This window comes from Streptomyces sp. a15, assembly GCF_059026085.1.
In genome coordinates this window covers 246,849-268,484 of the sequence record NZ_JBWLKM010000002.1, presented here as the reverse complement: position 1 = coordinate 268,484, position 21,636 = coordinate 246,849, and the positions used below count along the sequence as shown (strand labels likewise).

21 protein-coding genes are annotated in these 21,636 nt (G+C 70.7%); 10 read left to right on the top strand and 11 right to left on the bottom strand.

Annotated elements, in window-relative coordinates:
• The first annotated feature begins 3 nt into the window (after window positions 1–3).
• The gene (locus AC5P09_RS04260) at window positions 4–1,242 is read left to right on the top strand and encodes a glycoside hydrolase family 10-like protein (RefSeq protein ID WP_493872504.1); all 1,239 of its coding nucleotides are present in this window, start codon (window positions 4–6) and stop codon (window positions 1,240–1,242) included.
• 19 nt (window positions 1,243–1,261) lie between these two features.
• Here AC5P09_RS04260 and AC5P09_RS04255 read toward each other — a convergent pair whose 3' ends face one another.
• Window positions 1,262–1,456 (bottom strand): DUF1918 domain-containing protein, encoded by a 195-nt coding sequence (locus tag AC5P09_RS04255; RefSeq protein WP_266442723.1) that lies wholly within the window; start codon window positions 1,454–1,456, stop codon window positions 1,262–1,264.
• Between the two features lie 95 nt (window positions 1,457–1,551).
• A complete protein-coding gene (locus AC5P09_RS04250; RefSeq protein ID WP_493872503.1) occupies window positions 1,552–2,505 on the bottom strand; it encodes a DMT family transporter in 954 nt (317 codons plus the stop codon).
• On the opposite strand from AC5P09_RS04250, the gene AC5P09_RS04245 reads away from it, so the two are divergent.
• The 3 genes from AC5P09_RS04245 (at window position 2,504) to AC5P09_RS04235 (ending at window position 5,097) form a co-directional block, all read left to right on the top strand.
• Window positions 2,504–3,997 carry an aminotransferase-like domain-containing protein gene (locus tag AC5P09_RS04245; protein WP_493872502.1) on the top strand — a complete coding sequence of 498 codons (1,494 nt, stop codon included), beginning with the start codon at window positions 2,504–2,506 and terminating at the stop codon, window positions 3,995–3,997. The genes AC5P09_RS04250 and AC5P09_RS04245 overlap by 2 nt on opposite strands.
• Window positions 3,994–4,434 carry a GNAT family N-acetyltransferase gene (locus tag AC5P09_RS04240; RefSeq protein ID WP_493872501.1) on the top strand — a complete coding sequence of 147 codons (441 nt, stop codon included), beginning with the start codon at window positions 3,994–3,996 and terminating at the stop codon, window positions 4,432–4,434. Before AC5P09_RS04245 ends, AC5P09_RS04240 begins: the two co-directional genes overlap by 4 nt.
• A gap of 69 nt (window positions 4,435–4,503) precedes the next feature.
• Window positions 4,504–5,097 (top strand): histidine phosphatase family protein, encoded by a 594-nt coding sequence (locus AC5P09_RS04235; protein WP_493872500.1) that lies wholly within the window; start codon window positions 4,504–4,506, stop codon window positions 5,095–5,097.
• On the opposite strand, the gene AC5P09_RS04230 is transcribed toward AC5P09_RS04235, so the two are convergent.
• Window positions 5,079–5,528, bottom strand: a complete 450-nt coding sequence (locus AC5P09_RS04230; RefSeq protein ID WP_493872499.1) for a DUF6314 family protein — start codon at window positions 5,526–5,528, stop codon at window positions 5,079–5,081. The two genes, AC5P09_RS04235 and AC5P09_RS04230, sit on opposite strands and share 19 nt — an antisense overlap.
• A gap of 165 nt (window positions 5,529–5,693) precedes the next feature.
• Here AC5P09_RS04230 and AC5P09_RS04225 point away from each other — a divergent pair, with 165 nt between their 5' ends.
• Window positions 5,694–8,177 (top strand): alpha-L-arabinofuranosidase family protein, encoded by a 2,484-nt coding sequence (locus tag AC5P09_RS04225; RefSeq protein WP_493872498.1) that lies wholly within the window; start codon window positions 5,694–5,696, stop codon window positions 8,175–8,177.
• A gap of 66 nt (window positions 8,178–8,243) precedes the next feature.
• Here the strand turns inward: AC5P09_RS04225 and AC5P09_RS04220 are convergent, their stop codons facing one another.
• On the bottom strand, window positions 8,244–8,567 hold the full coding sequence (locus AC5P09_RS04220; protein WP_493872497.1) for a hypothetical protein: 324 nt from the start codon (window positions 8,565–8,567) through the stop codon (window positions 8,244–8,246).
• Window positions 8,568–8,739: 172 nt separating this feature from the next.
• Here AC5P09_RS04220 and argC point away from each other — a divergent pair, with 172 nt between their 5' ends.
• The 5 genes from argC to AC5P09_RS04195 are packed head-to-tail and all read left to right on the top strand — an operon-like array spanning window position 8,740 to window position 13,585.
• Entirely contained in the window at window positions 8,740–9,768 is a 1,029-nt protein-coding gene (argC, locus tag AC5P09_RS04215; protein WP_493872496.1) for an N-acetyl-gamma-glutamyl-phosphate reductase, read from the top strand.
• Window positions 9,765–10,916 carry a bifunctional glutamate N-acetyltransferase/amino-acid acetyltransferase ArgJ gene (argJ, locus tag AC5P09_RS04210; protein WP_493872495.1) on the top strand — a complete coding sequence of 384 codons (1,152 nt, stop codon included), beginning with the start codon at window positions 9,765–9,767 and terminating at the stop codon, window positions 10,914–10,916. The genes argC and argJ overlap by 4 nt, the downstream gene beginning before the upstream one ends.
• Entirely contained in the window at window positions 10,913–11,827 is a 915-nt protein-coding gene (argB, locus tag AC5P09_RS04205; protein ID WP_493872494.1) for an acetylglutamate kinase, read from the top strand. The genes argJ and argB overlap by 4 nt, the downstream gene beginning before the upstream one ends.
• Window positions 11,824–13,020: an acetylornithine transaminase gene (locus AC5P09_RS04200; RefSeq protein WP_493872493.1), complete on the top strand. Its 1,197-nt coding sequence runs from the start codon at window positions 11,824–11,826 to the stop codon at window positions 13,018–13,020. Before argB ends, AC5P09_RS04200 begins: the two co-directional genes overlap by 4 nt.
• A 19-nt stretch (window positions 13,021–13,039) precedes the next feature.
• A complete protein-coding gene (locus tag AC5P09_RS04195; RefSeq protein WP_329342397.1) occupies window positions 13,040–13,585 on the top strand; it encodes an arginine repressor in 546 nt (181 codons plus the stop codon).
• A 267-nt stretch (window positions 13,586–13,852) separates the two neighbouring features.
• Here AC5P09_RS04195 and AC5P09_RS04190 read toward each other — a convergent pair whose 3' ends face one another.
• The 7 genes from AC5P09_RS04190 to AC5P09_RS04160 all read right to left on the bottom strand — a co-directional run bounded on the left by AC5P09_RS04190 (window position 13,853) and on the right by AC5P09_RS04160 (window position 21,536).
• Window positions 13,853–14,590: an FAD:protein FMN transferase gene (locus AC5P09_RS04190; protein ID WP_493872492.1), complete on the bottom strand. Its 738-nt coding sequence runs from the start codon at window positions 14,588–14,590 to the stop codon at window positions 13,853–13,855.
• Between the two features lie 55 nt (window positions 14,591–14,645).
• The gene (locus tag AC5P09_RS04185) at window positions 14,646–15,770 is read right to left on the bottom strand and encodes an FMN-binding protein (RefSeq protein ID WP_493872491.1); all 1,125 of its coding nucleotides are present in this window, start codon (window positions 15,768–15,770) and stop codon (window positions 14,646–14,648) included.
• A 28-nt stretch (window positions 15,771–15,798) separates the two neighbouring features.
• A complete protein-coding gene (locus AC5P09_RS04180; protein WP_493872490.1) occupies window positions 15,799–17,181 on the bottom strand; it encodes a ferredoxin reductase family protein in 1,383 nt (460 codons plus the stop codon).
• Between the two features lie 176 nt (window positions 17,182–17,357).
• Entirely contained in the window at window positions 17,358–18,056 is a 699-nt protein-coding gene (locus AC5P09_RS04175; protein WP_493872489.1) for a L,D-transpeptidase family protein, read from the bottom strand.
• A gap of 77 nt (window positions 18,057–18,133) precedes the next feature.
• Window positions 18,134–19,828 (bottom strand): peroxidase family protein, encoded by a 1,695-nt coding sequence (locus tag AC5P09_RS04170; RefSeq protein WP_493872488.1) that lies wholly within the window; start codon window positions 19,826–19,828, stop codon window positions 18,134–18,136.
• Between the two features lie 109 nt (window positions 19,829–19,937).
• Window positions 19,938–20,519 carry a pyridoxamine 5'-phosphate oxidase family protein gene (locus AC5P09_RS04165; protein WP_493872487.1) on the bottom strand — a complete coding sequence of 194 codons (582 nt, stop codon included), beginning with the start codon at window positions 20,517–20,519 and terminating at the stop codon, window positions 19,938–19,940.
• 120 nt (window positions 20,520–20,639) lie between these two features.
• The gene (locus AC5P09_RS04160) at window positions 20,640–21,536 is read right to left on the bottom strand and encodes a hypothetical protein (protein WP_493872486.1); all 897 of its coding nucleotides are present in this window, start codon (window positions 21,534–21,536) and stop codon (window positions 20,640–20,642) included.
• Window positions 21,537–21,636: the final 100 nt, after the last annotated feature.

Sequence of the window (21,636 nt, the reverse complement as noted above, 5' to 3'; positions counted from 1 at the left end):
CAGATGGGACGAGTGTCACGTCGGGCGTTCGCGCTGGCCGCGCTGGCGACCTTCACGACGGGCTCGGCCGGCGCGAAGGCCGCGCCGGGCAGGCGGTCGGTGCGGCCGTGGAAGGCCGCCGAGATGCGGGGCGTGTGGCTGGCGACCGTGCAGAACCGGGACTGGCCCTCGCGGCCGGGCCTGAGCGCGGCGGACCAGCGGAGCGAACTGCTCGCCCATCTCGACAAGGCCGTGGAGACCGGCCTCAACGCGGTGATCTTCCAGGTGCGCCCCACCGCCGACGCCCTGTGGCCCTCGCCGTACGAGCCCTGGTCGCAGTACCTCACCGGCACCCAGGGCAAGCACCCGGGCTGGGACCCGCTGGGCACGGCCGTCGAGGAGGCGCACGCCCGCGGTCTGGAACTGCACGCCTGGTTCAACCCATACCGGATCGCGGGCCACGCGGACCCCGAGAGGCTCGTCAGGACCCACCCCGCCCGCCGGCACCCGAACTGGGTGGTGACGTATGGCGGGAAGCTCTACTACAACCCGGGACTGCCCGAGGTCCGCGCCTTCGTCCAGGACGCGATGCTCGACGCGGTGGCCAAGTACCCCGTCGATGCCGTGCACTTCGACGACTACTTCTACCCGTACCCCGTGGCGGGCCAGCCCTTCGACGACGACGCGGCCTACGACGCTTACGGCGGCGGCTTCCCCGGCCGGGCCGCCTGGCGGCGCGAGAACATCAACCTGCTGGTGCGCGAGACCTCGGCCCGGATCAAGTCGATGCGGCCCGCCGCGCGCTTCGGCATCAGCCCCTTCGGGGTGTGGCGCAACGACACCACCGACCCGCGCGGCTCGCAGACCCGGGCGCTGCAGGCGTACGACGACCTGTACGCGGACACCCGCCAGTGGGTCCGCAAGAACTGGATCGACTACGTCGTCCCGCAGCTGTACTGGAACATCGGCTTCGCCGCCGCCGACTACGCGAAGCTGCTGCCCTGGTGGGCGGAGGTGGCCCGGGGCACCGGGACGCAGTTGTACGCCGGTGAGGCGCTGTACAAGGCGGGGGACCCGGCGCAGTCCGAGGCCTGGCAGGACCCCGCCGAACTGTCCCGGCACCTCTTCCTCGCCCAGGACCACCCCGAGGTGCGCGGACATGTCTTCTTCGCCGCCAGGGAAGTGACGACGGACCCCGCCGGCGCCATGGCGCGGGTGGTCGCCGACCACTACGCGCGGCCGGCGAGGATCCCGGGGGACTAGGGCCTGCCGTACGGCGGCCCTAGCGGTTCATCTCCTTGTGCCGGATCTCGGTGTCGGGGCCCGGGGAGCACACTCCCTCGTGCCCGTCCTCGAAGCGGACGCGGTACGGGGGGTTGCCCTCCTGACCCATCACTTCGACGATCTCGCCGATCTTGTCCTGTTGTCCGACCACCCTGCCGTGCTGGACAAGCTGGTCGCCCACGGTTGCACGCATCTTTCGGGCCTCCTCGCCATCTGCGGAAGCAGCGGTCCGTGTGGCCTTGAGTTTACGACGCAGGGGCCCGGTCGGGACCGGTGCGTGCGCGCCGTTCAGCCTCGCGCCCGCTGGGTCACGGCGATGCACACGAGCACCGCCGCGGCCGTCAACGGTGCGGCCACCGTCAGGTGCTCACCCAGCAGCAGCACCGACCACACCAGTGTGAGCAGCGGCTGGGCCAACTGCAACTGGCTGGCTTTGGGGATGCCGATGACGGCCATGCCCCGGTACCAGACGACAAGCCCCAGGAACTGCGAACCCGCCGAGACCCACAGCAGCCCGGCCACGCTGTGCGCGGTCAGGTAGACGGGTTCGTACGAGAGTGCCACCGCGGCGGCGGGCACGGCGAGCGGCAGACACAGCACCAGCGCCCAGCCGATGACCTGCCAGCCCGGCATGACCCGGGCCAGCCGGCCGCCCTCGGTGTAGCCGGCCGCGCACACCAATAGGGCCCCGAAGAGGTAGACGTCGGCGCTGCTGAGGGCGCCGCCGCTCTGCTGCACGGTGAAGGCGGCCACCGCAGCCGCGCCCGCGAGCGCCGCCGCCCAGAAGGTGCGGGAGGGACGCGTGCCCATGCGCAGGGCCGAGAAGAGGGCGGTGGTCAGCGGGAGCAGGCCGACCACGACGGCGGCGTGCGCGGTGGTCGAGGTCTGAAGGGCGAGTGTGCTCAGCAGCGGGAAACCGACGACGACACCGGCGGCGACCACTACGAGGCCCGGCCAGTGGTGCCGGGCGGGCACCGGTACGCGGAGCGCGAGCAGACAGCCGCCCGCGATCAGCGCCGCGAGGACGCTGCGCACGGCGATCAGGGCCCAGGCGCCGAAGCCCTCTAGGCCCCAGGCGGTGGCGGGGAAGGTGAGGGAGAAGGCGACGACGCCGAGGGCGGCCTGGAGGGTGCCGGCGGTGGCCGTGCCGGTCGTGCCGACCGTGCCGCTCGTTCCGTTCGTTCCGTTCGGGGTGGCGACCGCTATCGGGGTGGGCGCAGTAGCGCTACTCTCTGCTCTCATGCAAGAGCGTAGCAGTGTGGGTGATCTGGTGAGTCAGCTGCGTCGGGAGCTGGATCGCTACTCACCCGGTGGAAAGCTCCCGTCGAGCCGTGCCCTCGTCGAACGCTTCCGGGTCAGCCCGGTGACCGTCTCCCGGGCCCTCGCTCAACTGGCCGCCGAGGGGCTCGTGGTCACCCGCCCCGGGGCCGGCGCCTTCCGGGCCCCGCCGCGCCCGGAGGCCGCCGCGGTGGGCGACACGTCCTGGCAGGAGGTCGCCCTCAGCGCGGACAGCGCCGCCGAGCTCGTACCCCGCTCGGTGGACGCGTCCGGTGTGCTGGTCTCGCTGGCCGCCCCGGCATCAGGGGTGATCGAGTTCAACGGTGGCTATCTGCATCCGTCCTTGCAGCCGGAGCGGGCGATGGCCGCGGCGCTGTCCCGCGCGGGCCGCCGCCCCGGAGCGTGGGGACGGCCGCCGGTGGAGGGGCTGCCGGAGCTGCGTGAGTGGTTCGCTCGGAGTATCGGCGGGCCCGGTGGGGGAGTCACGGCCGCGGAGGTGCTGGTCACCTCGGGCGGCCAGTCGGCGCTGACCACCGCGCTGCGCGCCCTCGCCCCGCCCGGAGCGCCCGTGCTCGTCGAGTCGCCCACCTACCCGGGCATGCTGGCGATCGCCCGCGCGGCCGGTCTGCGCCCGGTCCCGGTCCCGGTCGACGCGGACGGCGTACGGCCGTCCCTGCTCGCCGACGCGTTCCGGGCCACCGGCGCCCGGGTGTTCGTCTGCCAGCCGCTGTTCCAGAACCCGACCGGCGCCGTGCTCGCCCCCGAGCGGCGCGGCGAGGTCCTGCGCATCGCGCGCGCGGCGGGCGCGTTCGTCGTCGAGGACGACTTCGTACGACGGCTCGTGCACGAGGACGCGGCAGAGCTGCCGCGTCCGCTGGCCGCCGACGACCCCGACGGCGTCGTCGTCCACGTCGGCTCGCTGACCAAGGCGACCTCTCCCAGCTTCCGGGTGAGCGCGCTCGCCGCGCGCGGGCCGGTGCTGGAGCGGCTGCGCGCCATCCAGGTCGTCGACACCTTCTTCGTGCCCCGGCCCCTGCAGGAGGCGGCCCTCGAACTGGTCGGCTCGCCCGCCTGGCCGCGCCATCTGCGCACGATCTCGGCGGAGTTGAAGGTCCGCCGCGACACGATGACGACCGCGCTGCGGCTCGGCCTCCCCGAACTCGCCCTCCCGCACATCCCGTCCGGCGGCTACCACCTGTGGCTCCGCCTCCCCGACGGGACGGACGAGGTCGCCCTGGTGGCGGCCGCCCTGCGCGCGGGCGTCGCGATCACCCCCGGCCGCCCGTACTTCAGCGCCGAACCGCCCGCCGGACACGTGCGGTTGAGCTTCGCGGCGGTGGCGGGGACGGGGGAGATCGCGGAAGGGGTACGGCGGCTTCGTACGGCCTGTGACGACGTGCTCCCGTCAAAAACCGCTCGACGCCGCCCGCCGCCGGCTGCGAATCTCCCCGCATGACCGATGTCGACACCCCGCCCCTCGCCGAGGGCTACGAGATCTCCACCGACCCCGACCGCATCGACGCCGAGCGGGTGCACCGCTGGCTGTCCACCGACGCGTACTGGGCGATCGGGCGGCCCCGTGCGAAGCAGGACCGCGCGATCGACGGGTCGCTCAACTTCGGGGTGTACGAGACGGTTTCGGGCGAACAGGTGGCGTATGCCCGTGTTGTCACGGACCGGGCGACCTTCGCGTGGCTGTGCGATGTGTACGTCGACCCGTCGGTGCGCGGCAAGGGGATCGGCACGGCGCTCGTCGGGGCCGTACGGGAGCGGCTGCGGCCGTACGGGCTGCGGCGGATCCTGCTCGCCACGCACGACGCCCACGGGGTGTACGAGAGGCTCGGGTTCGCGCTGCTGGAGAAGCCGGACCAGTGGATGGCGCTGATCCTGTAGCGGGCCCGCTCTGATAACTCCCAGGTAACACCTCTTGACCTGCGGACTTCCGCGTCTCACCATCGCCGCATGCAACTACGGGTCACGTTCGTCGCCGCAGCGCGCAGCTCCCCGCTGCTCGCCGAGCGCTTCGAGGACGACCGTCCGCTGGACCAGGCCGGCTGGGACGAGGTGCAGCGCGTCGCCCAGGACCTGATCCCGCTGGCGGTGGCCGAGCTGCGCTACTGCTCGCCGACCCCCCGCAGCCGCGCCACCGGGGATGCCCTCGGCTACGCGCCGCTGGTGCAACTGGCCCTGCGGGACTGTGCCATGGGGCGTTGGCGCGGGCTGACGCTCGGCGAGGCGATGGCCCGTGAGCCGGAGGCCGTGGACGCCTGGCTCGCCGACCCGAACGGCACGCCGCACGACGGTGAGTCGCTGCGGGAGTTCATCGCCCGGGTCGGGAACTGGCTGGACACCCGGCCCGTCGAGGACGGCGGCCGGATCGTGGCCGTGGCCGAGCCCTCGGTGATCCGCGCCGCCCTGGTGTACGCGCTGAAGGCGCCGCCCTCGTCGTACTGGAACATCGACGTCCGCCCGCTGTCGACGACGGTCGTCACGGGCCGGGCGGGGCGCTGGAACCTCCGCCTGGACGGGGTGTCGGCTCAGCCCTCGCGGGCGTAGTCGGTGGTCAGGACCAGGTCCTTCGCGGGGCCGCCCACGCGCCACACGGTCCGCCAGTGGTCCTGGCCGCGGACGGTGAACTCCCCGCGGTAGAGGTCGGCCGAGCAGGGATGGTCGGCGACGTGGTGTCCCGAGGTCAGGTCCAGGTCGTGGAAGGGCCGGCCGTCGGCGAAGCGCACGTCCGCCGAACCGCGTGAGCGCCCCGGCGCCGGCAGGAAGCGCAGGGTGCGCTCGGCGGGGCGGGGGACGCCCTGCCAGGTGAAGGTGCCCGACTCGTGGTGCAGCAGTCCGCCGTCGACCAGCGGGCTGAAAGTCGTCGTACCGGAGAAGTGGCCCTCCGTGCCGCTCGTCAGATCCCGCACGGTCCGCTCCACGCGCCAGCTCCCGGACAGGTACGCCAGTACGTCCGGCACTGGCCAGAACTCGCCCATGCCCTGCTGACCTCCGTCACATCCGTTGTTGTGCGATCCATTGACGCGCCCCTGCCCCCTCCCTATCTTGCCGTTCGAAGTGCTGATCATTGTCCGGTATTTCGAACGCACCGCTGCGTGTATCACCGCACGCACAACTCCACACCCCTGAGCCGCGGAGTATCCATGTCACGCACCCGCACCCGCTGGAGACTCGGTCTCACGGCCACCGCCTTGCTGGTGGCGGCCGGTCTGGTCCCGGCACCCGCGCACGCCGAGGATGTCACCGACTACGCGATCACCGTCGACCCGACCGCCAAGGGCGCGAAGATCGACGACACGATGTACGGCGTGTTCTTCGAGGACATCAACCGGGCCGCCGACGGCGGGCTGTACGCCGAGCTCGTGCAGAACCGGTCCTTCGAGTACTCCACCGCCGACAACACCTCGTACACGCCCCTCACCTCCTGGACGGTGGACGGCACCGCGCAGGTCGTGAACGACGGCGGACGCCTCAACGAGCGCAACCGCAACTACCTCTCCGTGGGCGCCGGTTCGTCGGTCACGAACGCCGGCTACAACACCGGCGTCCACGTGGACGAGGGCAAGAGGTACGACTTCTCGGTGTGGGCCCGCGCCACCGGCGGCAGCACCCTCACCGTCACCCTCCAGGACGCGGACGGCACGCTGGCCACCGCCCGCACGGTGGCCGTGACGAAGAGCGGCTGGGCCAAGTACACCGCCACCTTCACGGCGACCCGCACCAGCAGCGACGGCCGGCTCGCCGTCGCCTCCTCCGCCGCGGCCGCCCTCGACATGGTGTCCCTCTTCCCGCGCGACACCTACAAGCACCAGCCGAACGGCCTGCGCAAGGACCTCGCCGAGAAGGCCGCCGCCCTGCACCCGGGCTTCCTGCGCTTCCCCGGCGGCTGCCTGGTCAACACCGGCTCCATGGAGGACTACAGCGAGGCCTCCGGCTACCAGCGCAAGCGCTCCTACCAGTGGAAGGACACCATCGGCCCGGTCGAGGAGCGCGCCACCAATTCCAACTTCTGGGGCTACAACCAGTCCTACGGCCTCGGCTACTACGAGTACTTCCGCTTCGCCGAGGACATCGGCGCCATGCCCCTGCCCGTCGTCCCGGCCCTGGTGACCGGCTGCGGCCAGAACAAGGCCACCGACGACGAGGCGCTCCTCCAGCGGCACATCCAGGACGCCCTCGACCTCATCGAGTTCGCCAACGGGCCGGTGACCTCGACCTGGGGCAAGAAGCGCGCACAGATGGGCCACCCCAAGCCCTTCCACCTCACGCACGTCGGGGTCGGCAACGAGGAGAACCTGCCGGTCGAGTTCATGGACCGGTTCAAGCAGTTCCGCGCCGCGATCGAGGCCGAGTACCCCGACATCACCGTCGTCTCCAACTCCGGCCCGGACGACACCGGTCAGACCTTCGACACGGCCTGGCAGCTCAACCGCGAGGCCAAGGTCGACATGGTCGACGAGCACTACTACAACAGCCCGCAGTGGTTCCTGCAGAACAACGACCGCTACGACTCCTATGACAGGAACGGCCCGAAGGTCTTCCTCGGCGAGTACGCCTCACAAGGCAACGCCTTCAAGAACGGCCTCGCCGAAGCCGCGTTCATGACCGGCCTGGAGCGCAACGCCGACATCGTCGAACTCGCCTCCTACGCACCGCTGTTCGCCAACGAGGACTACGTGCAGTGGAGCCCGGACATGGTGTGGTTCAACAACCACGCCTCCTGGAACTCCGCCAACTACGAGGTCCAGAAGCTGTTCATGACCAACGTCGGCGACCGCGTGGTGCCCTCCACGGCCACCGGCACGCCCTCGCTGCTCGGCCCCATCACCGGTGCCGTCGGCCTGTCGACATGGGCGACCACGGCGGCGTACGACGATGTCAAGGTCACCGGCGCGGACGGCACGTCCCTGCTCAGTGACGACTTCGGCGGTGACGCCTCGAAGTGGACCCACACCGGCGGCGGTAGCTGGAGCGTCCAGGACGGGCAGTACGTGCAGAGCGACGTGGCCGCCGAGAACACGATGGTCTCGGCCGGCGACCCGTCCTGGCACGACTACGACCTGCACGTGAAGGCCACCAAGAAGTCCGGCAAGGAGGGCTTCCTCGTCGCCTTCGGCGTCAAGGACACCGGCAACTACTACTGGTGGAACCTGGGCGGCTGGAACAACACCCAGTCCGCCGTCGAACAGGCCGTGGACGGCGGCAAGTCGACGCTGATCTCCAAGGCCGGGTCCATCGAGACGGGGCGCGCCTACGACATCGACATCAAGGTGCGGGGCCGGCAGGTCACCCTCTACCTCGACGGTCAGGAGTGGGGCAGCTTCACCGACGACAAGCCGGCCGAGCCGTTCCGGCAGGTTGTCACCAAGGACAAGAAGACCGGTGACCTGATCGTCAAGGTCGTCAACGCCCAGTCCTCGGCCGCCCGCACGGCGATCGACCTGGGTGGCGCCAAGGTCGCGTCCAAGGCGAAGGTCACCACGCTGGCCGCCGCGCCGGACGCGGTGAACACGGAGACCGCGACGGCGGTGGCACCCGTTTCGTCCACCTACTCCGGGGTCGCCGACAGGTTCACGTACACCTTCCCGGCGAACTCGATCACGTTCCTGAGGATCAAGCAGAGGTAGCCGGTCCGGGCGTGGGCCGCGGTCCTTCCTGGGGCAGCGGTTTACGCCCGGCAGCCGCCGCATCCGTCACCGGTGGCAGAACACGCATCCCTCCCAGTGCGGCAACGCGCTCAGCACCCGGTGCGGTACGCAGCAGGCGACGGCCCCCGGCCTCGGGAGCGCGTCGGCGCCCGGCGCGGACGCGGGCGGCTCGAAGGCCTCGACGACCTGCCGGAAGCGCGCCAGGTATGCGGCCGCGTGGGGCGGCTCGTACCCGAGCTCGTCCCAGCGGTGCCGCCGCGCGGCGAGGTCGAGGACGTCCAGTACGAAGTGCTTGGCGGCCGCCCGCTCCGCGCCCGACCCGCCCCAGTCGAGCTCCCCGAGATCGAACCCGACCGCGCCCCGCCCCATGACACTCTGGTCCTGGAGCGCCAGCAGGCCCGCGAAGCGGTGGTCCTACAGGCTGTCGTCTCCGGCATCGAAGGTGTTCCCCATGTCGGGGAGGTTACGGCGGTGCCCGGAATGGATTGCATAAACGTGCATCGAAACGTATAGTCATGCCATCAAGAGGAGGATGGATCCCATGGCGGTACGTGCGGCAGTGGCCGGAGCGAGTGGATACGCGGGCGGAGAGCTCCTGCGTCTGCTCCTGGCGCACCCCGAGGTCGAGATCGGCGCCCTGACCGGCAACTCCAACGCCGGCCAGCGGCTCGGCGCGCTGCAGCCGCACCTGCTGCCGCTGGCCGACCGTGTGCTCCAGGAGACCACCGCGGACGTCCTCGCCGGACACGATGTCGTCTTCCTCGCGCTGCCGCACGGACAGTCCGCGGCCGTCGCCGAGCAGCTCGGCCCGGAGGTGCTCGTCGTCGACATGGGGGCCGATTTCCGCCTCAAGGACGCCGGTGACTGGGAGAGGTTCTACGGCTCCGCGCACGCCGGCACCTGGCCGTACGGCCTGCCCGAACTGCCGGGCGGCCGCGCCCGGCTTACGGGGTCCAAGCGCATCGCGGTGCCCGGTTGCTACCCGACCGCCGTCTCCCTCGCGCTGTTCCCGGCGTACGCCGCCTCACTCGCCGAGGCGGAGGCCGTGATCGTCGCCGCCTCCGGGACGTCCGGCGCGGGCAAGGCTCCCAAGCCGAACCTGCTGGGCAGCGAGGTCATGGGCTCCATGTCGCCGTACGGCGTCGGCGGCGTCCACCGGCACACCCCCGAGATGATCCAGAACCTGAGCGCGGCCGCCGGGGAGAACGTCTCCGTCTCCTTCACGCCGACCCTCGCGCCGATGCCGCGCGGCATCCTCGCCACCTGCACCGCCAAGGCGAAGCCCGGCGTCACGGCCGAGTCCGTCCGCGCCGTCTATGAGAAGGCCTTCGCCGACGAGCCCTTCGTCCACCTCCTTCCGGAGGGACAGTGGCCCGCCACGGCGTCCGTCTACGGTTCCAACGCCGTTCAGGTGCAGGTCGCGTACGACGAGGCCGCAGGCCGCATCATCGCGATCAGCGCCATCGACAACCTGACCAAGGGCACCGCGGGCGGTGCCGTCCAGAGCATGAACATCGCCCTCGGACTCCCCGAGGAGCTCGGTCTCTCGACGATCGGAGTCGCACCGTGAGCGTCACGGCAGCACAGGGATTCCAGGCGGCGGGCATCGCCGCCGGAATCAAGGAGAACGGCAACCCGGACCTGTCCCTCGTGGTCAACACCGGGCCCCGCCGCGCCGCCGCCGGCGTCTTCACCTCCAACCGCGTCAAGGCTGCTCCCGTCCTGTGGTCCGAGCAGGTCCTCAAGAGTGGCCAGGTCTCCGCCGTCGTCCTCAACTCCGGTGGCGCCAACGCCTGTACGGGACCGAAGGGCTTCCAGGACACGCACGCCACCGCCGAGAAGGCCGCCGAGGTGCTCGGTCTCGGCGCCGTCGAGGTCGCCGTCGCCTCCACCGGTCTGATCGGCATCCTGCTCCCGATGGACAAGCTGCTGCCGGGCATCGAGCAGGCGGCCGAGGCCCTGAGCGAGCACGGCGGTGAGAAGGCCGCCATCGCGATCAAGACCACCGACTCCGTCCACAAGACGTCCGTCGTCACCAAGGACGGCTGGACCGTGGGCGGCATGGCCAAGGGCGCGGGCATGCTCGCCCCCGGCCTCGCCACCATGCTGGTCGTCCTCACCACCGACGCCGACCTCGACAGCGCGACCCTGGACCGGGCGCTGCGCGCCGCCACCAAGGTCACCTTCGACCGCGTCGACTCCGACGGCTGCATGTCCACCAACGACACCGTCCTCCTGCTGGCCTCCGGGACCTCCGAAGTCACCCCGGAGTACGAGGAGTTCGCCGCGGCCGTACGGACCGTCTGCGACGACCTCGGCCAGCAGCTCATCCGGGACGCGGAGGGCGCCAGCAAGGACATCAAGGTCGAGGTGATCAACGCCGCGAGCGAGGACGACGCCGTGGAGGTGGGCCGCTCCATCGCCCGCAACAACCTCCTCAAGTGCGCCATCCACGGCGAGGACCCCAACTGGGGCCGCGTGCTCTCCGCGATCGGCACGACGAAGGCCGCCTTCGACCCCGACCAGCTCAATGTCGCCATCAACGGCATCTGGGTGTGCAAGAACGGCGGCGTCGGCGAGGACCGGGAGAAGGTCGACATGCGCTACCGCGAGGTGCACATCGTCGCCGACCTCGCGGCCGGCACCGAGACAGCCACCATCTGGACCAACGACCTCACCGCCGACTACGTCCACGAGAACAGCGCGTATTCGTCATGAGCACTACTCGCAAGCACACCGCCCTCCCCAAGGCGCAGATCCTCATCGAGGCGCTGCCCTGGCTGGTGAGGCACAACGGCAAGACCGTCGTCATCAAGTTCGGCGGCAACGCCATGATCGACGAGGACCTGAAGGCCGCCTTCGCGCAGGACGTGGTGTTCCTGCACCACGCCGGCCTCAAGCCCGTCGTCGTGCACGGCGGCGGCCCGCAGATCAGCGCCGCCCTCGACAAGCACGGCATCGTCAGCGAGTTCAAGGCGGGCCTAAGGGTCACCACCGAGGACGCCATGGACGTCGTCCGCATGGTGCTGGCCGGACACGTGCAGCGCGAGCTGGTCGGGCTGCTCAACCAGCACGGCCCGCTCGCCGTGGGGCTGACGGGCGAGGACGCGCACACCATCACCGCCGTCAAGCACCAGCCCGAGATCGACGGGGAGCTGGTCGACATCGGGCGGGTGGGCGAGATCACCGACATCGACACGGGCGCGATCGAGGCGCTGCTGGCGGACGGCCGTATCCCGGTCGTCTCGTCGATCGCCCGGAGCCAGGACGATCACCATGTCTACAACGTCAATGCTGATACGGCGGCTGCGGCACTCGCTGCTGCGCTGGGCGCCGAAACCCTCATGGTCCTCACGGACGTCGAGGGCCTCTACGAGGACTGGCCGAACAGCGACGAGGTGATCAGCCGCCTCACGGCCGCCCAACTCGAGAAGCTGCTGCCGGAGTTGAGCTCCGGCATGGTGCCGAAGATGGAGGGCTGTCTGCACGCCGTCCGCAACGGCGTGAACACCGCCCGCGTCATCGACGGCCGGGTCCAGCACTCGATCCTGCTGGAGATCTTCACCGACGAGGGCATCGGCACGATGGTCGTGCCCGACGAAAAGACGGACGTACAGGGGGAGTCATGAGCAACGAGGAACTGACCGAGCGGTGGCAGGGCTCGCTGATGAACAACTACGGCACTCCGCGGCTGCCCCTCGTGCGCGGCGAGGGCACCAAGCTGTGGGACGCCGACGGCAAGCGGTACCTCGACTTCGTCGGCGGCATCGCGGTCAACGCGCTCGGCCACGCCCACCCGGCGATCGTCGAGGCGGTCAGCACTCAGATCGCCTCCCTCGGCCATGTCTCCAACCTCTTCATCGCCGAGCCGCCCGTCACGCTCGCCGAACGGCTGCTCCAGCACTTCGGCCGCGACGGCAAGGTGTACTTCTGCAACTCCGGTGCCGAGGCCAACGAGGGCGCCTTCAAGATCGGGCGGCTGACCGGGCGGAGCCACATGGTCGCCACCGACGGCGGCTTCCACGGCCGGACCATGGGCGCCCTCGCGCTCACCGGCCAGCCCGGCAAGCAGGAGCCCTTCCTGCCGCTGCCCGGTGACGTCACGCACGTGCCGTACGGCGACCCGCAGGCGCTGGCCGCCGCGGTCACCGAGGAGACCGCGCTCGTCATCATCGAGCCGATCCAGGGCGAGAACGGGGTCGTGGTGCCCCCGGCCGGCTATCTGAAGGCGGCCCGGGCGATCACCGCCGCGACGGGCAGCCTGCTGGTCCTCGACGAGGTGCAGACCGGCATCGGGCGGACCGGGCACTGGTTCGAGTACCAGGCCCACGAGGGCGTTCTGCCGGACGTCGTCACGCTGGCGAAGGGGCTCGGCGGCGGACTGCCGCTCGGCGCGACGGTCGCCTTCGGGCGGGCCGCGGAGCTGCTGCAGCCGGGCCAGCACGGTACGACCTTCGGCGGAAACCCGATCGCCTGCGCGGCCGGGCTCGCCGTACTCGACACGATCGCGAACGAGGGCTTGCTGGAGAACGTCAAGCAGCAGAGCGAGAAGCTGCGGGACGGAATCGAGGGCGCCGACGGCAGTTCACGTCATCCGTTGATCGCACATGTCCGGGGTGCGGGCCTCCTCCTGGGTATCGTGCTCACCGAGCCGCTCGCGCCGAAGGTGCAGCAGGCGGCTCAGGACGCCGGTTTCCTGGTGAACGCGCCCGCCCCTGATGTCGTACGGCTGATGCCGGCGCTGAACCTCGGCGATGACGACGTGGACGCGCTTCTCCAGGCACTGCCCGGCATCCTGGACGTGGCCAAGGGGGACGGATGATCCGGAGAATGAGACGACGATGAGCCAGGCGCAGGAGCACGAGCAGACCGCGGGGCCTGCCGTACCGCAGACCCGCACCGCACGGCACCGCCGGATCGTGGACATCCTCAACCGGCAACCGGTGCGCAGCCAGAGCCAGTTGGCGAAGCTGCTCGCGGACGACGGGCTGAGCGTCACCCAGGCGACGCTCTCCCGGGATCTGGACGAGCTGAACGCGGTGAAGATCCGCAACGCCGACGGTGACCTGATCTACGCGGTACCGAGCGAGGGGGGGTTCCGTACGCCGCGGGTCCCTCTCGGGGGGTCGGCGAAGGAAGAGCGGATGCGGCGGCTGTCGGCGGAGCTGCTGATCTCCGCGGAGGCGTCCGCGAACCTGGTCGTTCTGCGGACGCCGCCCGGTGCCGCGCAGTTCCTGGCCTCGGCCATCGATCAGGCCGAACTGCACGACATTCTGGGGACCATCGCGGGCGACGACACGTTGCTGCTGATCAGCCGGGATCCTCTTGGGGGGCAGGCGTTGGCGGACCATCTGCTGCGGCTGGCCCAGAACGGGAACGGGCACTGAGGGGGCCGGTTTAAGGTGCTGTGCCGGGTGCGGGCGCGTGGGGGCTGGTCGCGCCCACGCGGCGGAGCCGCACATTGATACAGCCCCGCGCCCCTGAGGTCGGCTCGGCCGCGGCCAGTTGTGCCGCCTGGGGTCGTGCAGTTCTCCGCGCCCCTAGGGCCCGCTCAGCCGCGGGCAGTCGTGCCGCCTGGGGCGGCTCCCGACCCACAGACAGCGGCACCCCGTAAGCGCCGGGCTGCGCGACCCACCCCCCAGCAGTCGCGCCGGTCAGCCCAGCCGCGCCGCCAAGCCCCCCGTGCACCGCACCTCGTCGCCCGCCGTGATCAGCAGTGCCTCCACGTCCGGCAAGGACTCCAACCACTCCAGGGCCTCCCGCGAACCCATCGCGAACGCCGCCGTCGCCCAGCAGTCCGCCCAGGTCAGACGGGGGGCCACGACGGTGACCGCCAGCAGGTCGGTGACCGCGGAGCGGCCCGTGCGCGGGTCGACGATGTGGGTGCCGCGCTCGGCCGTGCCGGACGTGGCGACGGCCAGTTCTGGCACGCCCGACGCGGAGACGACGGCCGCAAGTCCCCCCGGCCGCAACGGATCCGACACCCCGACCCGCCACGGTCGCTCCGGCGCCGGCACGCCCAACAGCTGAACGTCCCCGCCGCCGTTGACGCTCACCCCGGTCGCCCCGGCCTCGGCGAGCCGTAGGGCGGCCCGCTCCGCGGACCAGCCCTTGACGATGCCGGTCGGGTCGAGGCGGCCCTCGTAGCGCATGCTGAACCAGCCGTCGCTGGCCCGCTCGGCCTCCGCGCCGAGGTCGAGGACCTCGGCGACCATCGGATCGCACTCCTCGACCGTCAGCTCGCCCCGGGCCAGCCGGGAGACCTCGCTGTCGTCGCGGTACGTGCTGAACACCTCGTCGACCCGGTGCAGCCCGGCCACCGCCTCGCGCAGTGCCGCCTGTATCGCACCGGGTTCCCCGCCGCGGACGTCGAAGGAGAAGACCGTCCCCATGACCTCCTCCGCATGACGTACCGCGGCGGGAGCTTGTGCCGAATCGGCCACCGTGTCAGCCACCGGCCTGGTCCAGGGCCGACTGCAGCGATTCCTTGTAGCCGGCGCTGGTGTAGGTGGCTCCGGAGACGGCGTCGATGTCCGCGGTGCCGGCGGCGATGGCTGCCTGGTTGAGTTTGGGTACGGCGTTGGCGGTGATCTGGTCGCTCTGGCCGCCCTTGGGTGCTTGGACGGTCTCGGCCTTGGTGATCTTGCCGCCGGCGACGGTGATGCGGACCTGGACGGCGCCGTACTGGGTGTCGACGGCGTCGCCGGTGACGGTCTTGGCGGCTTGGGCGTCGCCCGAGCCCTCGGCGGCACCCGACCCGGCACCCGACCCGGCACCCGACTCGGCACCCGACCCGGCACCCGCCGAGGTGCCCGCCTGGTCCAGGGCCGACTGCAGGGACTCCTTGTAGCCGGCGCTGGTGTAGGTGGCTCCGGAGACGGCGTCGATGTCCGCGGTGCCGGCGGCGATGGCTGCCTGGTTGAGTTTGGGTACGGCGTTGGCGGTGATCTGGTCGCTCTGGCCGCCCTTGGGTGCTTGGACGGTCTCGGCCTTGGTGATCTTGCCGCCGGCGACGGTGATGCGGACCTGGACGGCGCCGTACTGGGTGTCGACGGCGTCGCCGGTGACGGTCTTGGCGGCCTGCGCGTCACCCGAGCCCTCCGCGGCACCCGACCCGGCCGTGGAGTTGGCCTTGTCGATGGCCGACTGCAGCGACTGCTTGTAGCCGGTGCTGGTGTACGTCGCTCCGGACACCGCGTCGATCTGCGCGCTCTGCGCGGCCACGGTCGCCGCGTTCAGTTTGGGTACGGCGTCGGCCGTGATCTGGTCGCTCTGGCCGCCCTTGGGCGCTTGGACGGTCTCGGCCTTGGTGATCTTTCCGCCGGCGACGGTCAGCCGAACCTGGATGGCGCCGTACTGGGTCTGCGCCGCGTCCCCGGTGACGATGCCGGTCCCGGCGGGCTGGGCGCCGCCCTGGGCCGACTGCCCCGCCGCCGGCGGCTGTGACGCAGCCCCGCCGGCCGCCGCGGAGGACGGATCGGACGACGGTTTCAGTGACAGGACCAGCACGACACCGGACACGGTGGCGGCGGTCGCGAGCATCACACGTCGGATGGGGTGACTCTTCCTCATCGCTTTCAAGCTCCTGAAGTCCCGTCGCTCACATCTCGAACGACTCGTGATGGATGCGGCGGGCGGGCACACCCGCGCCGCGCAGTGCTTCGTACACGGACTGCGCGAACCCGGGCGGGCCGCACATGAAGACGTCGTGGTTGTCGATGTCCGGCAGCTTCTGCCGCAGCCGCTCCGCCGAGATGTCGGGGCGTTCCCCGTCCGGGCTGTTGACCGCGTACATCAGCCGGGCCCCGCGCTCGTCCGCGATGGCCGCCAGCTCGTCCCACAGGGCCAGGTCCTGAGTGCTGTTGGCCCGGTAGAGCAGGGTGATGTCGCCGGACGCGCCGGGCAGCGTCTCGAACAGCGCCCGCATCGGCGTGATCCCGACACCGCCCGCGACCAGCAGCACCTTGCCGCGGCTGCGGCGGGCGGCGGTCAGCGCGCCGTACGGGCCCTCGGCCCACACCTTGGTGCCGGGCGTCAGCTCGCGCAGCCGTTCGCTGTGGTCGCCGATCGCCTTCACCGTGATCCGCAGCATGTCGGGACGGGGCGCCGCCGACAGCGAGTACGGATGCGAGCTGAACCGCATGCCGGGTGCCAGGAACCGCCAGCGGAAGAACTGGCCGGCCTCCGCGCCCATCCGGTGCAGCTTCCGCCCGCCGATCAGCACCGACACGATGCCCGGGGTCTCCTCGATGACCGCTTCCACGTACATCCGGTGCCGCAGGTTGAGGCGGATCGGGGTGAGGATCCGGTACCAGATCACCAGCGCCGTCACCGAGCCGTACAGCCCGTACCAGACGGTCTTCGCGGCCGGTTCGACGGCGAACTCGTTGCCGGTGGTGAGCTGGTGCCAGAACGTCAGGAACACCGCCGCGTACGTCAGCAGGTGCACGTGGTACCAGGTGTCGTACGGAATCCTGCGCCGGACCGGGCCGATCGAGAGCAGCCCGATGACGAACAGCAGACCGGTGCCGATGGCGGCCTTGCCCATGTCCGGAAGTTGGTTGATGGAGTCCATCGTCTGCTGGACGATGTCGCCGAGGCCCTTGCCGGCCTGCAGGGCGTAACCCCACATGATCAGGAAGACGTGGGCGACCGTCAGACAGAGCGTGTAGCGGCCGCTCATCGCGTGCCAGCGCGCCACCCGGTCGGAGCCCACCCGGCGCTCCAGCGCGGGCACCCGGGCCATCTGCAGCACCACCAGCGCCATGAGGTAGCCGGCGAGCAGTCCGGTGATCCGGCCCGCGTTGAGGATCTTGCCGTTGTTGTCGCTGATCGACGGCGTGTTGGCCCACCACAGCCACAGCACACCCACTGCGCCGGCCCACACGGCGAGCAGCAGCAGGGTCGCCGGGGAGCGGCGCGGACGGATGCGGCGCATCGTCTGGCGGCGGGCGGCGCGGCCGCCTGCGAGCGTGGTGGTCACGGTTCCTCCGAGGGCGGGGCAAGGGGGGTGGCGTGGTCCCTTGGCCCTCAGATACGTGCCGCGACGCCCGTGTGTTCAGCCGCCTGCCGAGTCTCGTGCGGACTGGAGTGACTGGCGGTAACCCGTCGCCCAGTCACCCCGTCTCCCCGTCACCTGTCCGCCATCCGCCGTCCGGCTCAGTACCGGGTGATCGCCGTACGTCCGCTCACGGTCCCGATCGCGAGGTGCGGCTTCTTGCCGGGCTCGGCCCACCGCAGAATCCGCCGCATCGCATCCGCCGGCACGGACACACAACCGGCGGTGGCTCCGCGCCCGTCGACATGCAGGAAGATGCCGGCGCCCCGCCCCCGCACCGGCTCGGCGTAGTTGAAGCCGACGACCATCGCGTACGCGTACTGCGTCCCGTACGAGATCAGCCGTTCGGCCTCCGCGGCCGCGCAGTGCGCGGGACGCGGCTCCACCCAGCGGTTGTAGGAGCGTGAGTCGTTGTCCTGGCACCACCAGGAGTTCTGCCGCACGGGCCGGTACTTGTACGTCGTCCCGCCCGGCGCGGCCTTGATCCCGAACGCGTACGGCAGGTCGTACAGCCCGGTCGGTGTGGTGTTCGTGCCCTGCCTGCGGGAGGAGCCCTCCACCAGCCCGTTCGCCCCGAAGCGGGCCTTGGCGGAACCGGCCTTCAGCCACCGTCCGTCGCGCCGGTCCCACCACGTCACCGTGCCGGACGTCGAGCCGGTCTTCGCGGCCACCGCCGTGATCAGCTGGCTGCCGCCGCCGGTGTCGGCCATGCGCGCGGGCAGCGGAGTCGACGTACTCGGGACGAGCGCGAGCAAGGGTACGGACGCGAGGGCGAGGGCGGCAGCACGGTGAAGGCGCATGCGCCCGACGCTAGGGGACGACCACGGGCGGGGCAGCGCGAGCAGGCCCATCAGGGCCAACCCGCGCTGCCCGTGGCTCACGCACCCACCGGGTTCAGCAGGTCGGCGTTCTCCTCGAACGCGTACAGCATCAGGTCGGTCATCTCGAAGGTGCCGGCCTTGCGCCGGGCCTCCACCGGGCTGAGGAACGGCCGCCAGAAGGGGTCCCGGACGATGGAGTGGCGGCTGCCCTCGATCGCGCGGTGGAACACCTCGGCGACGATGCGCCCGCCGAGCCCGGTCAGCCGTCCGTCGCCCATCTCCTCGGCCTCGCGAAGGATGTAGAACCACAGCGGACAGTTGCGGAGCAGCTTCTTCCGCAGCTCATTGGTCAACTGGGCCCCGCCGGGGCGGTTGCCGAAGGCGGCGGCGGGCAGCTCCTTCACGTCGACGTTCTTCTTCCTGACGTGCTCGACGAGTTGCTGACCGGAGGTCAGCCTCATCATGTTGGCCCGCGTGAGGTTGCGGAAGGCCAGGTTCAGCTCGACGGCCGGGGGCTGGGGCTGCCCGCGCCCGCCGAAGGAGCCCAGCGGCAGCTTGGCGAGGGGGTTGACCAGCAGGGTGTCGATGCGCTTGGCGACGTTGAACTGTGCGTCGCTCACGGCCAGGTCGGCCCGGCCCGCGGCACCGAAGTCGAACAGGCGTCGGAAGTCCGCGATCCAGTTGGTGGGCAGGGTCTCGAGCGTGCCCGCTTCGGGATTGCCGAGGTCGCCTGGGGCCGGGGAGAAGTTGCCGCTGGTACCGGTGAAGACGAAGAGCCGGACCAGCGACCCCTCCCCGTTGTCGAATTTCCGGTTCCAGTTGTAGGTGTCCCGCACCATGCTGTGGCCCACCCGGTAGGCGGCCACGGAGAACTCGATCGGCATCGTCGGGAGGTCGTGCCGGTCCGGCTCCGGCTCGAAGATCCTGCGGCCCTCGGTGAAGACCTCGTCGACGATGGCGCGGTCCACGATCCTGGGCAGGAAGTCGTGACGCACCACCCACTGGTAGTGCTTGACGATCGCCTCGCGTGCCGACTCGAAGAGGACCGCGCTGGACACGCCCTTGCCGGCGAGTTCGGCCGCGAACCGGTTGTGGAACCGGATGAAGGCGCAGTGGATCTGGGCGACGGCGAGGTTCTCGTCGTTGCGGGGATCCGGGATGAGCGGCCGGCGCCGCTCGGAGATGAGCGAGCCGACACCCACCCTGGGCAGGTCGAAGCCGGTGAGGGCGCGGTTGGTCAGGATGTCCCCGGGCACGGGGGAGGTCGTACCGGTCTTCAGCCGGATTCCGTCGTCCTGGTAGAACCGGCGGTCGAAGGGATGGTTCGGACCGAGCCCGTAGAGGCTGTCGAGGTCCAGTGCGGGCGAGCGGCCCTGGAGCAGCTGCCCGACGGTGACGTCGTCCTCCAGGTGGGCCGCCGTCGCGTCCAGGGTGAGGTCGTGGTCCAGGAACTGGCCGAGGTACGTGAAGCCCGCCGGTACGGTGCGCTTCGCCGAGTCCTGTTGGACCGGGACCGGGTCGGTCATGGCTTCGGCGAGTGCCTGGCGGGTGGGCCGGTCCAGGGCCTGGGACGCATCCGCCCTGGGGCCCAGCCGTGAGAACCGGAACCTGCGGAGGGCGGCGACGTCGGAGAGCGGCGTGGGCTCGGCCGGGCCGTCGTCCGGGGTGTCGGAGAGGGCTCCCTCCCCGACGACGAAGAAGGAGCTGCGGACATGGCGTTTGCTCTGAGGTTCGCGCGTTGGTCGGAACATGAATCCCCCATCTGTTCGTGCGCCCAGGCTAGGGGGCAAGCACGGCGGAAGGGAGAATTCCGTCAATATGCACAAGAAGCCTGTGTATGTATAGATCAAATAAAAAGCACTAAATCGGACGCAGTGGCAGCGGCAGCCCGGGGAGCCCGTCCATGCTCGTGGCGATGTGGTCCTTCTTGGCGAAGTACTCGCTGAGCGAGTCGTCGTCCTCGCGTGCGAAACGCTGCCCGTGCAGTGCGCGGTCGGAGTCGTACGACATGAACGGCACCGCGAACCCGCAGGAATCCCGGATCAGTTCGGCCCGTACGACGATGATCGCGCGCAGCCCGTGCGGGGTCGGGTCGATGTCGGGGAAGTGCGCGAGCAGTTCCTTGAAGCGCGGGTCGTCGCGGAACACCGGCTCGCCGCGGCCGTGTACGCGCACGATGTTCGGCGGGCCCTGGAAGGCGCACCACATCAGGGTGATCCGTCCGTTCTCGCGCAGGTGGGCGATCGTCTCCGCGGTGGATCCCGCGAAGTCCAGGTAGGCCACGGTGAGTTCGTCGAGGATCACGAACGAACCCTTGAGGCCCTTGGGGGAGAGGTTCACCGTGCCGTCCCCGGACAGGGGGGCCGACGCGGTGAAGAAGAGGGGCTGTTCCTCGATGAACGTGCGGAGCCGGCCGTCTATGCGCTCGTAAGTCTTTCCCATGTCTAACGATTATGGGTGCAAGTCTTTCGTCTGTCTAATGAATAGCGAGATCCGCTTCGCGGAGGTGTCCGTGGCCGCCCCGGCCGGCGCTCACGCGGGGCGGCCACAGCGCCTGTCAGGTCACTCGGTGACCGTGCAGGCGGCCAGGGAGTCCAGGCCCGCGGGCTTCTCGGCGGTACGGCCGATCGCGGTGGCGATGCGGTTGACGGTGGCGATCCGCTTGTCCTCCAGCGGGCCGAGGATGGCGTTCTGGACGAAGTTGGGTCCGCCCTGGCCGACGGTGTCGACGAGTCGCTTGTTGGCCTCGTCGATCTGGGTCTGGAGCAGTGCGAGGTTGCGGTCGACCTCGGCCTGTGCGGTGGCCGGGATCGCGGGCAGCTGGGACGCGACGTCCGGGCAGCTGATGGCGCCCGCCGCGCCGGCCTCGCCCGTGTCGCCCGCCTCGCCGGTGTTCTCGCCGGCCTCCTCGGTCGCGGTCTCGCTCGGCGTGGCCTCGACCTCGCCGCCGGCCTCCTCGCCCGCGCCCGCGTCCTCGCCCGCCTCCTCGCCGGTCTCGGCGGCGCCGTCCGCGTTGAGCGCGCACGGCGCGAGCGCGTCGAGTCCGGCCGGCTTCTCCGCCGTACGGCCGATCGCGGTGGCGATGCGGTTGACGGTGGCGATCCGCTTGTCCTCCAGGGGGCCGAGGATGGCGTTCTGGACGAAGTTGGGTCCGCCCTGGCCGACGGTGTCGACGAGTCGCTTGTTGGCCTCGTCGATCTGGGTCTGGAGCAGTGCGAGGTTGCGGTCGACCTCGGCCTGTGCGGTGGCCGGGATCGCGGGCAGCTGGGACGCGACGTCCGGGCAGCTGATGGTGCCGGGACCGGCCAGCGTCCGGGCGTTCGTGCTGCCGCTCTTCGATCCCGCCGACTCCCCGGCGAGGGCGGAACCGGCGATGACCGCGCCGGTCATGACCACCGCGGCGGCGCCGCCGATCAACGCGACGCGACGCTTGTTGTATTTCGGAAGAGCCCTGGACATGCGGATGCCTCACTCGGGTCAGGTGGTCTCGGCAGTGACAAACGCGGCGCCTGCGTTCGGCGAGAGATACGGGAAAGCGGTTTCCCGTGTTCAAACCCCG

Bases quoted from the DNA above. Each gene is read 5' to 3' on its own strand.
- AC5P09_RS04260 (WP_493872504.1), top strand. From the start codon at position 4: ATGGGACGAGTGTCACGTCGGGCGTTCGCGCTGGCCGCGCTGGCGACC.
- AC5P09_RS04255 (WP_266442723.1), bottom strand. From the start codon at position 1,456: ATGCGTGCAACCGTGGGCGACCAGCTTGTCCAGCACGGCAGGGTGGTC.
- AC5P09_RS04245 (WP_493872502.1), top strand. From the start codon at position 2,504: ATGCAAGAGCGTAGCAGTGTGGGTGATCTGGTGAGTCAGCTGCGTCGG.
- AC5P09_RS04250 (WP_493872503.1), bottom strand. From the start codon at position 2,505: ATGAGAGCAGAGAGTAGCGCTACTGCGCCCACCCCGATAGCGGTCGCC.
- AC5P09_RS04240 (WP_493872501.1), top strand. From the start codon at position 3,994: ATGACCGATGTCGACACCCCGCCCCTCGCCGAGGGCTACGAGATCTCC.
- AC5P09_RS04235 (WP_493872500.1), top strand. From the start codon at position 4,504: ATGCAACTACGGGTCACGTTCGTCGCCGCAGCGCGCAGCTCCCCGCTG.
- AC5P09_RS04230 (WP_493872499.1), bottom strand. From the start codon at position 5,528: ATGGGCGAGTTCTGGCCAGTGCCGGACGTACTGGCGTACCTGTCCGGG.
- AC5P09_RS04225 (WP_493872498.1), top strand. From the start codon at position 5,694: ATGTCACGCACCCGCACCCGCTGGAGACTCGGTCTCACGGCCACCGCC.
- AC5P09_RS04220 (WP_493872497.1), bottom strand. From the start codon at position 8,567: ATGGGGCGGGGCGCGGTCGGGTTCGATCTCGGGGAGCTCGACTGGGGC.
- argC (WP_493872496.1), top strand. From the start codon at position 8,740: ATGGCGGTACGTGCGGCAGTGGCCGGAGCGAGTGGATACGCGGGCGGA.
- argB (WP_493872494.1), top strand. From the start codon at position 10,913: ATGAGCACTACTCGCAAGCACACCGCCCTCCCCAAGGCGCAGATCCTC.
- AC5P09_RS04200 (WP_493872493.1), top strand. From the start codon at position 11,824: ATGAGCAACGAGGAACTGACCGAGCGGTGGCAGGGCTCGCTGATGAAC.
- AC5P09_RS04195 (WP_329342397.1), top strand. From the start codon at position 13,040: ATGAGCCAGGCGCAGGAGCACGAGCAGACCGCGGGGCCTGCCGTACCG.
- AC5P09_RS04190 (WP_493872492.1), bottom strand. From the start codon at position 14,590: ATGGGGACGGTCTTCTCCTTCGACGTCCGCGGCGGGGAACCCGGTGCG.
- AC5P09_RS04185 (WP_493872491.1), bottom strand. From the start codon at position 15,770: ATGAGGAAGAGTCACCCCATCCGACGTGTGATGCTCGCGACCGCCGCC.
- AC5P09_RS04175 (WP_493872489.1), bottom strand. From the start codon at position 18,056: ATGCGCCTTCACCGTGCTGCCGCCCTCGCCCTCGCGTCCGTACCCTTG.
- AC5P09_RS04170 (WP_493872488.1), bottom strand. From the start codon at position 19,828: ATGTTCCGACCAACGCGCGAACCTCAGAGCAAACGCCATGTCCGCAGC.
- AC5P09_RS04165 (WP_493872487.1), bottom strand. From the start codon at position 20,519: ATGGGAAAGACTTACGAGCGCATAGACGGCCGGCTCCGCACGTTCATC.
- AC5P09_RS04160 (WP_493872486.1), bottom strand. From the start codon at position 21,536: ATGTCCAGGGCTCTTCCGAAATACAACAAGCGTCGCGTCGCGTTGATC.